General features: G+C 60.6%; 13 protein-coding genes. 5 read left to right on the top strand and 8 right to left on the bottom strand.

Annotated features, from left to right (window positions below):
- Nucleotides 1-15 precede the first annotated feature (15 nt).
- Nucleotides 16-1203: an MFS transporter gene (locus tag CKW30_RS10835; RefSeq protein ID WP_095180870.1), complete on the bottom strand. Its 1188-nt coding sequence runs from the start codon at nt 1201-1203 to the stop codon at nt 16-18.
- A 103-nt stretch (nt 1204-1306) separates the two neighbouring features.
- On the opposite strand from CKW30_RS10835, the gene CKW30_RS10830 reads away from it, so the two are divergent.
- Entirely contained in the window at nt 1307-1849 is a 543-nt protein-coding gene (locus tag CKW30_RS10830; protein ID WP_056783960.1) for a TetR/AcrR family transcriptional regulator, read from the top strand.
- 223 nt (nt 1850-2072) lie between these two features.
- Entirely contained in the window at nt 2073-5543 is a 3471-nt protein-coding gene (locus tag CKW30_RS10825; RefSeq protein ID WP_095180768.1) for a PAS domain-containing hybrid sensor histidine kinase/response regulator, read from the top strand.
- 595 nt (nt 5544-6138) lie between these two features.
- On the opposite strand, the gene rmuC is transcribed toward CKW30_RS10825, so the two are convergent.
- Entirely contained in the window at nt 6139-7503 is a 1365-nt protein-coding gene (rmuC, locus tag CKW30_RS10820; RefSeq protein ID WP_164488343.1) for a DNA recombination protein RmuC, read from the bottom strand.
- A 175-nt stretch (nt 7504-7678) separates the two neighbouring features.
- Nucleotides 7679-8002, bottom strand: coding sequence for a hypothetical protein (locus CKW30_RS10815; protein ID WP_024012181.1), 324 nt, complete (start codon nt 8000-8002; stop codon nt 7679-7681).
- 909 nt (nt 8003-8911) lie between these two features.
- Between CKW30_RS10815 and CKW30_RS10805 the strand changes: the two genes are divergently transcribed.
- The 3 genes from CKW30_RS10805 to CKW30_RS10795 all read left to right on the top strand — a co-directional run bounded on the left by CKW30_RS10805 (nt 8912) and on the right by CKW30_RS10795 (nt 11308).
- Complete coding sequence (locus tag CKW30_RS10805) at nt 8912-9136, top strand: hypothetical protein (RefSeq protein WP_016773719.1); 225 nt, start codon at nt 8912-8914, stop codon at nt 9134-9136.
- Nucleotides 9137-9407: 271 nt separating this feature from the next.
- Nucleotides 9408-9890, top strand: coding sequence for a hypothetical protein (locus tag CKW30_RS10800; protein ID WP_073472662.1), 483 nt, complete (start codon nt 9408-9410; stop codon nt 9888-9890).
- A 146-nt stretch (nt 9891-10036) separates the two neighbouring features.
- Nucleotides 10037-11308 carry an OmpP1/FadL family transporter gene (locus CKW30_RS10795; RefSeq protein ID WP_056783953.1) on the top strand — a complete coding sequence of 424 codons (1272 nt, stop codon included), beginning with the start codon at nt 10037-10039 and terminating at the stop codon, nt 11306-11308.
- A 208-nt stretch (nt 11309-11516) separates the two neighbouring features.
- On the opposite strand, the gene CKW30_RS10790 is transcribed toward CKW30_RS10795, so the two are convergent.
- The 5 genes from CKW30_RS10790 to CKW30_RS10775 all read right to left on the bottom strand — a co-directional run bounded on the left by CKW30_RS10790 (nt 11517) and on the right by CKW30_RS10775 (nt 14813).
- The gene (locus CKW30_RS10790) at nt 11517-12077 is read right to left on the bottom strand and encodes a glutathione peroxidase (protein ID WP_041479535.1); all 561 of its coding nucleotides are present in this window, start codon (nt 12075-12077) and stop codon (nt 11517-11519) included.
- Nucleotides 12078-12131: 54 nt separating this feature from the next.
- The gene (locus CKW30_RS27510) at nt 12132-12254 is read right to left on the bottom strand and encodes a hypothetical protein (protein WP_256584315.1); all 123 of its coding nucleotides are present in this window, start codon (nt 12252-12254) and stop codon (nt 12132-12134) included.
- The gene (locus tag CKW30_RS10785; protein ID WP_095180766.1) at nt 12251-13459 is read right to left on the bottom strand and encodes an MFS transporter; all 1209 of its coding nucleotides are present in this window, start codon (nt 13457-13459) and stop codon (nt 12251-12253) included. Before CKW30_RS10785 ends, CKW30_RS27510 begins: the two co-directional genes overlap by 4 nt.
- Nucleotides 13460-13511: 52 nt before the next feature.
- A complete protein-coding gene (locus CKW30_RS10780; protein ID WP_016773714.1) occupies nt 13512-13916 on the bottom strand; it encodes a MarR family winged helix-turn-helix transcriptional regulator in 405 nt (134 codons plus the stop codon).
- A gap of 174 nt (nt 13917-14090) precedes the next feature.
- A complete protein-coding gene (locus tag CKW30_RS10775) occupies nt 14091-14813 on the bottom strand; it encodes an adenosylcobinamide-GDP ribazoletransferase (RefSeq protein ID WP_095180765.1) in 723 nt (240 codons plus the stop codon).
- Between the last annotated feature and the right edge of the window lies 1 nt (nt 14814).

Here is a 14814-nt window from a genome sequence, read left to right as displayed (position 1 = left end):
AGTATCTACACGCGCTTAAGGAGCGCTGCAAACTCTGCCTGTCTGCGGACGCAGACTGAGCAGCAGCGCAGCCACGGCCAGCACGATCAATACAACGCCGTAACCGTCGGTGGTCACCAGCAACCCGAAACTGCGAGCCAGGTGCCCGGCCAGCAACGCCGGCAAACAGAACGCCAGATAACTGAGCACGTAATACGCCGACATCAACCCGGCTCGCTCGTGTGGCGCGGCCAGCGACACCAGACTGCGCACCGCACCGAGGAAACCGGAACCGAAGCCGCAACCGGCGACCAGGGTACCGAAGAAAAACAGCGACAGACTGGCGCCATGCACGCCGAGGAGGATCAGGACCAGCCCGATCGGCAGCAAGCTCGCACCCAGCCGCAGCGCCTGAGCGGCCGGACGATTGCGCATCATGAAAATCATCAACGCACCGGTCACGGTGAGCGCCGCGACCGTAGCGCCACCAATCAGATTGGAGGTAGAGCCAGTGGCGGTGCGCACCAACGACGGCGCCAGCGAGGCATAAAAACCTCCGAGCGCCCAGGTTGCGGTGTTCAGCGGCAGCACTCGCCACAACGTTGAACGCGCTTGCACCGGCACGTGCAAAGTCGGTCGCAAAGACGCCAGCGCCCCACCTTGCCGCGAGACACTTTCCGGCAGGCGCCAGACATAAACGCCCTGCAACACGAACAACGCCAACAGCAACCAATAGGTCAGCTGCAACGGCGCCGGTGCGAATTCTGCCAGCAAGCCACAGCCCAAACCGCCCAAAGCCATCCCGAGTAACGGCGCGACACTGTTGATCAGCGGCCCCTGCTGGCGGTCGGTGTCGAGCAGCGTTGCACTCAATACGGCAGTGGCCATGCCGGTGGCGAAACCTTGCAGCACCCGTGCGCTGATCAACCACGACACGCTGTCGGCATAAATGAACAGCAGCATCGCCAGCGCATTGAGCAGCACGGCACTGAAGATCACCGGTTTGCGTCCGAGATGGTCGGAAAGCGAACCAACCGTCAGCAACGCCGCCAACAGACTGAAAGCGTAAACGGCGAAGATCAGCGTCAACATCGCTGCCGAGAAATGCAGCTGATCCTGATACAAGTGATACAACGGCGTCGGCGCGGTGGAAGCGGCGAGAAAACTGAGTAAGGTGATCGCCAGAAACCACAAGCTCGACTGGTGGGAAGCGACACTATTCAAGGGGCTGGTCATGGGCATACTCCGCAAAAGCTAATTTTTTGCTTTTATGCAGTGTGCTACCGCCCCGCGCTTAAAGCAAATTCTTTGTGTTAAGGTCTGCCGCATGGCTATTAAAGAAGGTTTACGCCCCGGTGGCCGCAGTGCCCGGGTGCAGGAGTCGATTCATTCGGCGGTCAATGCGCTGCTGCAAGAGCAGGAACGTTCCACCGTGACCGTCCCGCAGATTGCCGCCCGCGCAGGGGTTACGCCGTCGACGATTTATCGACGCTGGGGTGATCTGGCGGCGTTGCTGGCGGACGTCGCCCTCGCCCGCATGCGCCCGGACAGCGAGCCGGCGAACACTGGCAGCCTGCGCGGCGATATCCGCGCCTGGGCCGAGCAATATCTCGACGAGATGAGCTCGGAGGTCGGGCGCAACATGATGCGCGACGTGCAGGCCAGCGCTACGCCGGGCTATTGCGTGGCGATCATTGGTGCGCAGTTGCAGACCATCGTCGATCGCTATCCGCATGAGAAGGCGCCGAGTGTCGATCGCTTGATCAATCTGGTGGTGGCGCCGGTGGTGTTCCGGATTCTGTTTTCGGCCACGGCGCTGGAGGTGGATGAGTTGCATCGGTTGATCGATATTGCATTGCGGCAGGACTGACGCCTTCGCGAGCAGGCTCGCTCCCACAAGGGAATGCATTCCAGAAAGTGGGAGCGAGCCTGCTCGCGAAGAGGCCCGCCCGGGCACCACAAAAACCACCCGGTACCCCGCCTGCGACACCCCGCCACGCCACGACCTTGGTCGACACTGACTAACCGCCGCGCGCGTGCGAGACTGTCCGCCCGGGCAGGAGTGCCGGGGAGTCTTTTGTCGGGAGTGCTGCATGTCGTTGTCCACCGGGCTGATCGCCGTCGTTGCCCTGGCCTACATGGCCATCATGTTCGCCATCGCCTTCTACGGCGACCGTCGCAGCACGCCGTTGCCGCCACGGGTGCGCGCCTGGGTGTACAGCCTGTCGCTGGCGGTTTACTGCACCAGTTGGACGTTCTTCGGCGCGGTCGGTCAGGCGGCGGAACAACTGTGGTCATTCCTGCCGATCTACCTCGGGCCGATCCTGCTGCTGGTCGGCGCGCCGTGGGTCCTGCAGAAAATGGTGATGATCAGCAAACAGGAGAACATCACCTCCATCGCCGACTTCATCGCCGCGCGCTACGGTAAGTCGCAATCGTTGGCGGTGGTGGTGGCGCTGATTTGTCTCGTCGGCGTCTTGCCCTACATCGCCCTGCAACTCAAAGGCATTGTCCTTGGCGTGAACCTGTTGATCGGCGCCGGCGCCGATGCCATGGGCACCCGCGCCCAGGACACGGCGCTGATCGTGTCGCTGGTGCTAGCCCTGTTCACCATCGTTTTCGGTACGCGCAACCTCGACGCCACCGAACATCACCGTGGCATGGTGCTGGCGATTGCCTTCGAATCGCTGGTCAAGCTGTTCGCCTTTCTCGCCGTCGGCGCCTTCGTCACGTACGGCCTGTATGACGGTTTCGACGACCTGTTCAATCAGGCGATGCTCGCCCCGCGCCTTGAGGCGTACTGGAAGGAAACCATCAACTGGCCATCGATGGTGGTGCAGACCGGCGTGGCGATGATGGCGATCATCTGCCTGCCCCGGCAGTTTCACGTCACCGTGGTGGAGAACATCGACCCGCAGGATCTGCGACTGGCGAAATGGGTTTTCCCCGCCTATCTGGCTTTGGCCGCACTGTTTGTAGTCCCGATCGCCCTTGCCGGTCAGATGATGCTGCCCAGCGATGTGCTGCCCGACTCGTTCGTGATCAGCCTGCCGCTGGCCCAGGCCCATCCGGCGCTGGCGATGCTGGCGTTTATCGGTGGTGCATCGGCAGCGACCGGCATGGTGATTGTCGCCAGCGTCGCACTGTCGACCATGGTCTCCAACGACATGCTGCTGCCGTGGCTGTTGCGCCGCAACAACGCCGAGCGCCCGTTCGAGGTGTTCCGCCAGTGGATGCTCTCGGTGCGCCGAGTGAGCATCGTGGTGATTCTCCTGCTGGCCTACGTCAGTTATCGCTTGCTTGGCTCGACCGCGAGCCTGGCGACCATCGGCCAGATCGCCTTCGCCGCGGTAACGCAACTGGCGCCGGCGATGCTTGGTGCGCTGTACTGGAAACAGGCCAACCGCCGTGGCGTGTTCGCCGGGCTCGCTACCGGGACGTTTCTGTGGTTTTACACGCTGGTGCTGCCGATTGCCGCGCACAGTCTCGGCTGGTCACTGGCGAGCTTCCCCGGCTTGGCGTGGCTGCACAGCAATCCGCTGAACCTGCCGATCACCCCGTTGACCCAAGGCGTGGTGCTGTCGCTGGCCGGTAATTTCACCCTGTTCGCCTGGGTCTCGGTGCTGTCGCGCACGCGCGTTTCCGAGCACTGGCAAGCCGGGCGCTTCATCGGTCAGGAAATCAGCGCGCGGCCTAATGCCCGTTCGATGCTGGCGGTGCAGATCGACGATCTGCTGCAACTGGCGGCGCGTTTCGTCGGCGAAGAACGTGCGCGGCAGAGCTTCATTCGCTTCGCCTACCGTCAGGGCAAGGGTTTCAACCCCAACCAGAACGCCGACAGCGAATGGATTGCCCACACCGAACGCTTGCTCGCCGGTGTCCTTGGCGCCTCTTCGACGCGCGCCGTAGTAAAGGCCGCCATCGAAGGTCGGGAAATGCAGTTGGAGGACGTAGTCCGAATCGCTGACGAAGCCTCGGAAGTGCTGCAGTTCAACCGCGCCCTGCTGCAAGGCGCGATCGAGAACATCACCCAGGGCATCAGCGTGGTCGACCAGTCGCTGAAACTGGTGGCGTGGAACCGGCGTTATCTGGAGCTGTTCAACTACCCCGACGGCCTGATCAGCGTCGGCCGGCCGATTGCCGACATCATTCGCTACAACGCCGAACGCGGTTTGTGCGGCCCTGGCGAAGCGGAAGTGCACGTCGCGCGACGCTTGCACTGGATGCGTCAGGGCCGCGCACACACTTCCGAACGGCTGTTCCCCAATGGCCGGGTGATCGAGCTGATCGGCAACCCGATGCCCGGCGGCGGATTTGTCATGAGCTTCACCGACATTACCGCGTTCCGCGAAGCCGAACAGGCGCTGACCGAGGCCAACGAAGGGCTGGAACAACGGGTCAGCGAGCGCACCCAGGAACTGTCGCAACTCAACGTCGCGCTCACCGAAGCCAAGGGCAATGCCGAGGCGGCCAACCAGTCGAAAACCCGCTTCCTCGCCGCCGTCAGCCACGACTTGATGCAACCGCTGAACGCCGCGCGACTGTTCTCCGCCGCCCTCTCCCACCAGAACGAAGGCTTGAGCGCAGAGGCGCAGCAGCTGGTGCAACACCTCGACAGCTCGCTGCGTTCGGCGGAAGACCTGATCAGCGATCTGCTGGACATCTCGCGCCTGGAAAACGGCAAGATCAACCCGGACCGCAAAGCGTTCGCCGTCAATGAACTGTTCGACACCCTCGGCGCGGAATTCAAGGCGCTGGCTCAAGAGCAAAAGCTCACGTTCCGGGTGCGCGGCAGTCAATTGCGCATCGACAGCGACATCAAACTGCTGCGGCGGATTCTGCAGAATTTCCTCACCAACGCGTTCCGCTACGCCAAAGGCCCAGTGCTGCTGGGCGTGCGTCGGCGCGGTGGTGAGTTATGTCTGGAAGTCTGGGATCGCGGCCCGGGCATTCCGGAAGACAAGCAGCAAGTGATTTTCGAAGAATTCAAACGCCTCGACAGCCACCAGACCCGCGCCGAAAAAGGTCTGGGCCTGGGTCTGGCGATCGCCGACGGCTTATGCCGCGTGCTCGGGCATACCTTGCGCGTTCGTTCCTGGCCGGGGCGCGGCAGTGTGTTCAGCGTGACAGTGCCGATCGCCCGCACGCAAACCCCTCCAGTCAGCGCCACGGTGGAACTGAACGGAAAACTGCTCAGCGGCGCGCAGGTGCTGTGCATCGATAACGAAGACAGCATCCTGATCGGCATGAACAGCCTGCTGAGCCGCTGGGGCTGCCAAGTGTGGACGGCGCGCAATCGCGAAGAATGCGCAACGATATTGAATGAAGGCGTGCGGCCGCAACTGGCGCTGGTCGACTATCACCTCGACCACGGCGATACCGGCACAGAGCTGATGGCGTGGTTGCGCACGCGCCTGGGTGAACCCGTGCCCGGCGTGGTCATCAGCGCGGATGGACGCCCGGAGACCGTGGCGCAAGTGCATGCGGCGGGCCTGGATTACCTGGCCAAACCGGTGAAGCCGGCAGCGTTGCGGGCGCTTTTGAGTCGGTATTTGCCGTTGTAGAAGGTGACCTTGCAGACGCCTTCGCGAGCAGGCTCGCTCCCACAGAACAGCAAAAGCAAGAGCAAGAGCAAGAGCAAGAGCAAGAGCAAGAGCAAGAGCAAGAGCAAAAGATCGCAGCCTTCGGCAGCTCCTACAGTTGGACCGTCGATATCTGAGTGAAATGGTTGGTCGGCAGATTGCCTTCGCGAGCAGGCTCGCTCCCACAAAAGCAAAAGCAAGGCAGCGCAGCTGCCCGCGGCGAAGCCGCCCCACTCAACAATGAGCGCAAGCTCGAGTGCTTTTGATCTTGATCCACCGGCGACGTCGGAAGGCTGAGCGGAGGGATTGATCCGGGCGTGGGAGCGCAGCGACCGTCTGGCGCAGCCAGACACAGCGGAAGGAGGTGCAGCGAAGCAAACCGTAGCCGCTGCGCCCGGATCGATCCCGGAGCGAAGGAACCCGAGCCTGCGAGGGCCGAACGCAGGAGCTAGCGTTTTTTGCTTACTTTTTTTGGCGCTTGTAAAAAAGTAAGTCGCCGTCAGGCGAAACCGCCAGCCGCCACGCCCGCAGCAACGGATATGCCCCCAATCAGCCAGAAAAAAACGAGCCTTTGGATTTACTCAGGCAACTCAACCAACCCATCAACATCCGTCATCGCCCGCTCCAGCAAATCCGCCGGCAAGCTCTTGCTCGCCCGCGCCCCAAGCAACTTCAACTGCTCACTGCGGCTGACCAGATTACCGCGCCCCTCTGTCAGCTTGTTACGCGCTGAGCTGTAAGCCTTGTCCAGTTGCTGCAGACGATTGCCCACTTCGTCCAGATCCTGAATAAACAACACGAACTTGTCGTACAGCCAACCCGCCCGCTCAGCGATTTCCCGGGCATTCTGGCTCTGCCGCTCCTGCTTCCACAGACTGTCGATCACCCGCAACGTGGCCAGCAGCGTAGTCGGGCTGACGATCACGATATTGCGGTCGAAGGCGTCCTGAAACAGCGACGGCTCAGCCTGCAATGCCGCAGAAAATGCCGCTTCAATCGGTACGAACAGCAAAACGAAATCGAGGCTGTGCAAGCCTTCCAGACGCTTGTAATCCTTGCCGGCCAGACCTTTCACATGATTGCGCAGCGACAACACGTGCTGCTTGATCGCGATCTGCCCCAACGTGTCGTCATCTGCCGCAACATACTGTTGATACGCGGTGAGGCTGACTTTCGAGTCGACCACGACTTGCTTGTCGCCGGGCAGATAAATGATTACATCGGGCTGGAAACGCTCACCGTCCGGGCCTTTGAGATTGACCTGAGTCTGATACTCGCGGCCCTTCTCCAGACCCGCGTGCTCAAGAACGCGCTCGAGGATCAGTTCGCCCCAATTGCCCTGGGTTTTCTGGCCCTTGAGCGCGCGAGTCAGATTGGTCGCTTCGTCGCTCAGACGCAGATTCAATGCCTGCAAACGCTCCAGCTCCTTGGCCAGCGAGAAGCGCTCGCGGGCTTCGGCCTGATAGCTTTCTTCCACGCGTTTTTCAAAGGACTGAATGCGCTCTTTCAACGGATCGAGTAACTGCCCGAGCCGCTGCTGGCTGGTTTCGGCAAAGCGCTGCTCACGCTCATCGAAGATCTTGCCGGCCAGCTCGGCGAACTGCGCGCGCAGCTCATCACGCGAGCCTTGCAGGTCGTTGAGACGTTGTTGATGGCTTTCCTGTTGCTCTCGCAGTTCGGCACTCAGCGAGGCCGCTTGGGCGTCGAGGCGGCGCAACTCAGCGTCCTTGTTGGCGCGTTCGAGGTTCCAGGCGTGGGAGGCGTCGCGGGCGTCATCGCGCTCGATCTGCAGCAATTCAACTTCGCGGCGCAGGGCGGCGAGGTCTGCCTGTTTGGCGGCATTGGCCTGGCCGAGATCGGCGATTTCATCGCGGCTCGCTTCAAGCTGCGCGGTGAGGCCGTCCTGGGCCAGTTGCGCCATCGCCAGGCGCTCCTCGAGCAAGGCCAGATCGGCCTGGGCATTGCCGGCCCGGCGTTGCAGTTGCCAGGCCAGCGCCAGCAGCGGCACCCCTGCTGCCGCAAGACCAAGCAATATGCTGGTCAAGTCCATAGCCATAGCGACTCCTGCCAATCGGATAAAGCCTGAAGGTTAACCAAGGTGTCTGGGCTTGGACAGCTCAGTCTTCGATCAGACCGAGTTCCTGCTGTGCGCGACGGTCACCGGCGCGGGCGGCCTGACGCAGCAGCTCCTGACCGATACGCCGGTCACGGGCATTGCCGCACTCACGGCAGATCAATTGGCCGAGACGGCTTTGCGCAGCGACTACACCTTCACGGGCCGGTTGCTTGAGCAGGCGGCCCGCGAGGTGTTTGGCGCTGGGGCTGTCGCTCAGGCGCGGCGCATCGAGCAGCCACTCAGCCACACGTACGGAAAAACGCTTGGGAGCGGTAACAGAGGTCGGATTGGAGGTAACAGAGTCTGATACTGAGCGAAACTTCATAAAGCACTGCGGGACAGATCGGAAGGCGCGCCACTTTACTCTCTTTTTCTTACAGGTAAAGTCGAAAAAAACCCGGCACGCCCGTGCTAGAGCAAGCGCTAGGGACAATCCACAGAAGCTGTGGATAAGTCAGTGGACAACCGCTCTGTGATCCTCGCAAAGCCTTATGGAATGGGGCTCGCAGTCAAACTGACGATTTTTTCACCAACAAAAAAAGACGATATTTTTCATTGACTTAAACTTTTGATACAGGCAGCGACTGGAGTCAGGATCGATGTGACAGTTGCGTTACGCTCTGCGCAACTAATGTGCACAAGTACCTGTGCGCCGGTTATATGCGTGCGCTTTTTGGGGTCATTTTGCGCAGCTGCGAACGACCGAAAGGCTCTGCGAAAAGCGTGCACGCCGACGGACGGTGTGACACGACCATTCCGTGCGAAGCTTTTTTCGTCATGGGGTTTGCTTCGCCCGAACGAATCCGTTACTATCCGCGGCGTTAGTACCAAGCTGAAAGTCAATTCCGGTCGAACATCTCCCACGGTCAACTTCCAACAGGAAGACACTGCCGAAAAAAGCGGGAACGACCCCTCGATGGTTTCCAGGTAACTCTTGCGACGACGCTGCCTTTGAACGAAAGCAAAGGGCGTTGCGAAGAACACTTACTCTGACCGAACCAACCTGCAAATTGATCAGGATCTTCACCCCGGGCCCAGAACCTTTGCCCTCGCTGTGATGCCTGTCCTCCTAAGTACCTACCTGCCAGCCCAAGCGCGCTCACTTATCAGCGCTTCAAACTGGCTGCTTTGTTCCAGTCGGGTTCTTCGTTCGATCAATGGTGATCAACGTTACTGGAACGTTTTAACGTTGCACGGTTCTTATCCGTGTCATTTGTAGGAACACCTAATAACTATGTCTACTCAAATCCAGACTCAGGATGCCATTCGCACCCTAACCAACGCTTTTGCTCCAATGAACTGCCTGATCATGGCCGCTCGCAAAGGCTGCTTCAGCTTCACCGTAGTCAATGAACACGGTATCGCTCGTCACAGCGAGCGTCTGTACCCCGATCAATACTCCAGCGCCGAACCGCTGCAGGCCGTGATCGAGCGTACCCGTCAGGCACTGGTTGCCTGAAAGCCGGACAGGCTGCAAAAGCAAAGCCCTGCTGAAAAGCGGGGCTTTTTATTGCCTGATATTTCACTTTTAGCGCAACGCTTCTAAGCATGTTCCGATCTAACGCCCGGTATGCGATGGCGGAAATATTTTAAAAACAGTCCTTTACACGCTGAATATGACACTACACTTCAACTCAAGCGGCTTGACCCGCTTGCGGCGAGCCTGATTCGATCCACTGCTGCCAAAGCCCCTTCAGGACTCGCCCTCAACAACAAGAACCGAGGGTGTTATGGGTATCGCTGCCAGCGAACTGTGCCGCTATGTGATCCGTCCCACATTGATCTATCTGGGACGCCACTGCGCAACCGCCGAATCCCTGCTGCTGGGTATCGCTGCCAGCCAATCCGCCCTCGGCTCTGCCCTGCACGACCGCCGCGGCCACGGCCTCTACCGGATTGCCGAGCATCGCCATCAGGCGCTCTGGGACGATTATCTGGCGCTCGACCCGGAGCGCGCCAGCCTGGTGCGCGGCCTCGCCAGTCAGCATGCATTCCTCAGCGGCCCGCATCTGGAACTGACCGTCAACCTGCGTTACGCCACGGCCATCGCCTGGCTGCTGGTAGAAGAACAGAACCCCATCCTCCCCGCTCCGACCGACCTGCTCGGTATGGCGCGCATCTGGCGCCAGACCTTTCAACCGCAAGGCCGTTTGCGCGACTTCACCTATGCCTGGCAAACCTGTGTTTCACCGTTGAATCAGGTCGCTTGCTGACCGGGCGGTTTCACAAGTTCTCGCAACAAGTCGCCATTTTGGTCGGATTGTCCTACAAAACCGCTCTAACTCAAGGCTTACAAGCTATAGCGCTGGGACGAAAATGTTGGTAATTTTCGCCCCGGTGATCACCAGGAGTTCTAATAATGAAAAAAGTCATGCTCAAAACCACCCTTAGCCTCGCCGTTACCCTTGCCTCCACACAAATCTTCGCGGCAGGTTTTGCCCTCAACGAACAAAGCATCAGTGGGATGGGGACTGGTTTTGCCGGGCGATCTTCTTCTGCCGACGACGCAAGCACTGTTTATGGCAACCCGGCCGGCATGGCGCGCATCAAGCGCGAACAAGTCACCGGCGGCGTCGCCCTGGTCGACGCGCATACCGATATCAGCGATACCAGCTCCAGCCCTAATGGCGGCAGCAACAAGGGCGACATGGTGCCCCTCACTGCCGTACCGATGGGCTTCTATGTAAAACCGATCGATGATCACTGGGCATTCGGCCTCGGTGTGTACGTACCGTTCGGTCTGATCACGGATTACGAAAACGGCTTCGCCGGTCGTTACTTCGGCAGCAAGTCCGAAGTGCAAGTCATCACTTTCCAGCCAACCGTCAGCTACGCCTTCAACGACAAGGTGTCGATCGGTTTCGGCCCGACCATCAACCGTATCGACGGCTCGCTGGAATCCAACCTGTCGATCACCCAGGCACTGCCGGACGGCAAGGTCAAGATCAAGGGTGACGACACCGCGCTGGGCTACAACGTCGGCTTGCTGGTCCAGGCCACCGACACCACCCGTGTCGGCCTGACCTATCACTCCAAGGTCGACTACAAGCTCGAAGGCGACACCAAGGTCAACTACAACGCTCTGGCGCTGGTGGGCGTTGGCGCCAACCAGAAGTACGACGCTTCGTTGAAGATCACCACGCCGGAATCCGTGGACCTGTCGGTCACCCAGGCGATCAACGATCGCTGGAACGTCTACGCCGGCACCACCTGGACCCGCTGGAGCCAACTGGACAAGATCACCGTGAAGAACTCCGGCGTGCAGCCTCTGCTGGCCGGTCAGTTCGGTTCGATCAACGAAGACCAGAACTGGCATGACTCCTGGGCCTATGCCGTGGGTACCTCGTACCAGTTGAACAAGGAATGGGTCCTGCGTACCGGTCTGACCTTCGACCAGTCGCCAACCAATAACGAAGACCGCTCGCCGCGTATCCCGACTGGCGACCGCACCATCTTCAGTATCGGTGCCGGCTGGAGCCCGACCGACGACCTGACCATCGACGTCGCGTACTCGTACCTCAAAGAAGAGTCGGTCAACATCCGCAACGAAAACGCGCGTGGCCAGACTTACGATGCCAAGTATGAAAACTCGGCGAACGGCTTCGGTGTCGGCGCGACATACCGCTTCTGATGCACCGTGGCGAGGCTAAACCCTCGCCCACGAAAAAGCCCCGCTCTCTTCGCAGAGGCGGGGCTTTTTCATGCCCGCAACTTTTCACTGGAACGACAAAATTACAATTGTGGGAGCGAGCCTGCTCGAAGGCGGTATGTCAGATGTAGATTTGCTGGCTGACACACCGCTTCGCGAGCAGGCTCGCTCCCACAGAGAACAGCGTTAATCAGGGCTTCAGCGGTTTGGATGCAATGGCCTTTTCGATCGCGGCGATAAACTCGGGGTCATCCGGTTTGGTCAAGCTGGAAAAACTCGCCACGACCTTGCCCTGCCGGTCGACCACATACTTGTAGAAGTTCCACTTCGGCGCATTGCTCTGCGCGGCCAGCACCTGAAACAGATGCGTGGCGTCATCGCCGCGGACCTTCTGCGGCTCGGTCATGTTGAAGGTCACGCCATAATTGGCGTAGCAGACCTTGGCGGTTTCCGCGCTGTCCTTGGACTCCTGCTTGAAGTCATTCGACGGCACGCCAAGCATTTCCAGCCCCTGATCCTTATAGCGCTTGTTCAGCGCCTCGAGGCCTTCGAACTGCGGGGCGAAACCGCAGAAGCTGGCGGTATTGACCACCACCAGCGGCTTGTCGGCGTACTGCTTGCACAGATCGATGGATTCCTTGGCGCGCAGCTTGGGCAGCGAGCCTTGCAGCAGCTCAGGACAGTCGGCGGCCTGGGCCAGGCCAGTCAACGCCATCAGCAACGCGGGAACAGCACACCAGCGCATCAACATGTCGAATTTCCTTGGGCAGTCATCAGGCTTCGACGTTACTCGCCACGCTGCGATCTAGCAAATGCTCATGCCCAACTGCATCAGCGCCAGACCGCCGCGTTGCCAGCCCCACCACACCAGCGCCAACAGCGCTGCAGCCAGTGCGGTCAGCGCGAATCGCGCGCAGATCCGGCTCATGCTGCGCTCGCCGCAGCTTGCAGGCGCGCCACCGGACGCTCGCACACCGGCCAGTTCAACGCCGCCGCGAGCAGGCTCAAGAGAACCGCCACTTGCCAGATCAAGTCATAACTCCCGGTTCGGTCGTACACCACCCCGCCCAGCCAGCCACCAAGGAACGAACCGAGCTGATGGAACAGAAAGACGATGCCACCGAGCATGGACAAATTGCGCACGCCGAACAAGGTTGCCACCGTACCGTTGGTCAACGGCACCGTCGACAGCCACAGAAAGCCCATGGCCATGCCGAACAGATACGCTGTGGTGGTCGTCACCGGCAACCACAGGAACAGCACGATCACCACCGCGCGCAGTAGATACAACGCCGTCAGCAGACGCGGTTTGGACATGCGGCCACCGAGCCAACCAGCGGTGTAAGTGCCGAAGATATTGAACAGTCCGATCAACGCCAGCACCGTAGTGCCGACACTGGCGGGCAGATGCTGATCGACCAGATACGCTGGCAAGTGCACGCCAATGAACACCACTTGAAACCCGCAGACAAAAAAGCCGAACGCCAGCAGCCAGAATCCCGAATGCGAGCAGGCCTCACGCAGCGCTTCGGAGAGGGTTTGTTCGTGGCCGAGAACCGGCAGTGGCTTGTCTTTTAACATGCTCACCAGCGGCACGATCATCGCCACCAGCAGGCCCAGCACCAACAGCGCGGCCGACCAGCCGAGCCAGCCGATCAGGCCCAGCGTGCCCGGCAACATCGCGAACTGGCCGAACGAACCGGCGGCGCTGGCGATACCCATGCCCATGCTGCGTTTCTCTGGCGGCACAGCGCGACCCACAACACCAAGAATGACCGAAAACGAAGTGCCCGAAAGACCGATACCGATCAGCAGACCGGCACTGAGTGACAGAGTCACTGCCGAATCAGACAGGCCCATGCACACCAGGCCCGCCGCGTAGAGGATCCCACCGACCAGCACCACTTTCGCCGCACCGAAGCGGTCGGCCAGCGCGCCGGTGAACGGCTGCGCCAGGCCCCAGATCAGGTTTTGCAGGGCGATGGCGAAGGCAAACACTTCGCGACCCCAGCCGAACTGCGCGCTCATCGGCGACAGGAACAGACCGAAACCGTGGCGCACGCCCAATGACAACGCCAGGATCAGCGCACTCCCCAGCAACACCCAACCGCACGTACGCCACATCGATGTCATTGTTATTCTCCAGTCGCGGGTATATACCCGCTTGAGCGCGAAAAAACCGCCGTCAGGCCAGTTCGTCGAGCAGTTTGAGCAAGGTTTCGCGCTTCTCGGCACCGAGACGGTCGATCAGCCGCTGTTGCGCCGCTTCCCACGCCGGCAATGCCGCTGCCAGGCGCTGCACGCCGGTTTCAGTGAGGCGCACGATGCGGTTGCGCATGTCCTCGCCTTCGGCCAGCGCCACCAGACCTTCGCCCTCCAGCACACGTAGATTGCGTCCGAGCGTGCTGCGATCCAGGCCCATGGCCTCAGCCAGTTCGGAAATGCTCGGTTGCTCCAGCCGCTGCAGATTGCACAGCAGAGAATACTGGGCAACGTTGATCCCGAAGCCATCGAGAGCGCCGTCGTAATGCCTGCTGACGCCACGCGCGGCGCGACGCAGGTTGGTGCACAAACACTGAGAAGGAAGCATGATGCGTGTATATACCCGCGAGTGTGTTAAATCAAGTTACAGATTAGTTTACTCTGAACATCATTGTTGCCGGTGAGGCCCCTTCGCGAGCAGGCTCGCTCCCACAGGGGATTGCATTTCGAAGGTGGGAGCGAGCCTGCTCGCGAAGGGGCCGGCATCATCTACGCAAATCCTTCAGACCAAAGCGAGCCCCACCAACACCCCCATCTCCAGCAATTCCAGCAACGCCCCTGCCGTATCCCCGGTAGTCCCACCCAACCGCCGCATCATCAATCGCCGCAGCCAGACAAACCCAACCAGCGAAATCAGCACCGCGCCGATACCCGCGATCAACACGCAGCCCAGCGCACTCAACCCCAGCACCCACCACCCGGCCTTGCGCGGCAGATGATCGGCCAGCGCCTGACCCAAGCCACCCGCACGCACATACGGCGTAGTCAGAAACAACCCCAACAGCGCCGCTCGCCCGAGCACCGGGACGATGATCAGCGCCAGGGTATGCCCTTGCTCGATCAGCGCCAGCAGCGCGGCGAATTTCAGCAACAACACCAGCACCAGCGTGACCACCGCGATCGGCCCGCTGCGCGGATCTTTCATGGTCGTCAGCGTGCGCTCGCGATCACCGAAGCCGCCGAGCCAGGCATCAGCGCTGTCGGCCAGGCCATCGAGATGCAGCGCGCCGCTGAGCAATACCCACACGGTCAACAACAGCGCCGCATGCAGCAACATCGGCGCGCCGACCAATAACAGATTCAACGCATAGAGGATCAACCCGAACAGCAATCCCACCAGCGGATAAAACAGCAGCGAACGGCCGAGCTGTTGCGGCTCGGGCATGCCCGGCAGGCGAATCGGCAGGCTGCTGAGAAACTGCAAGGCGATCCACAGCGGCAACATC

It is taken from the genome of Pseudomonas sp. Irchel 3F6 (assembly GCF_900187595.1).
Classification (GTDB): domain Bacteria; phylum Pseudomonadota; class Gammaproteobacteria; order Pseudomonadales; family Pseudomonadaceae; genus Aquipseudomonas; species Aquipseudomonas siliginis.
The sequence above is the reverse complement of the archived record's forward strand: the minus strand, read 5'-3'. Positions and strand labels throughout refer to the sequence as shown.

Coding starts and splice junctions, on each gene's coding strand:
- CKW30_RS10780 (WP_016773714.1), bottom strand. CDS start 13,916: ATGCTTCCTTCTCAGTGTTTGTGCACCAACCTGCGTCGCGCCGCGCGT.
- CKW30_RS10795 (WP_056783953.1), top strand. CDS start 10,037: ATGAAAAAAGTCATGCTCAAAACCACCCTTAGCCTCGCCGTTACCCTT.
- CKW30_RS10785 (WP_095180766.1), bottom strand. CDS start 13,459: ATGACATCGATGTGGCGTACGTGCGGTTGGGTGTTGCTGGGGAGTGCG.
- CKW30_RS10825 (WP_095180768.1), top strand. CDS start 2,073: ATGTCGTTGTCCACCGGGCTGATCGCCGTCGTTGCCCTGGCCTACATG.
- CKW30_RS27510 (WP_256584315.1), bottom strand. CDS start 12,254: ATGAGCCGGATCTGCGCGCGATTCGCGCTGACCGCACTGGCTGCAGCG.
- CKW30_RS10800 (WP_073472662.1), top strand. CDS start 9,408: ATGGGTATCGCTGCCAGCGAACTGTGCCGCTATGTGATCCGTCCCACA.
- CKW30_RS10775 (WP_095180765.1), bottom strand. CDS start 14,813: ATGTTGCCGCTGTGGATCGCCTTGCAGTTTCTCAGCAGCCTGCCGATT.
- CKW30_RS10815 (WP_024012181.1), bottom strand. CDS start 8,002: ATGAAGTTTCGCTCAGTATCAGACTCTGTTACCTCCAATCCGACCTCT.
- CKW30_RS10790 (WP_041479535.1), bottom strand. CDS start 12,077: ATGTTGATGCGCTGGTGTGCTGTTCCCGCGTTGCTGATGGCGTTGACT.
- CKW30_RS10830 (WP_056783960.1), top strand. CDS start 1,307: ATGGCTATTAAAGAAGGTTTACGCCCCGGTGGCCGCAGTGCCCGGGTG.
- CKW30_RS10805 (WP_016773719.1), top strand. CDS start 8,912: ATGTCTACTCAAATCCAGACTCAGGATGCCATTCGCACCCTAACCAAC.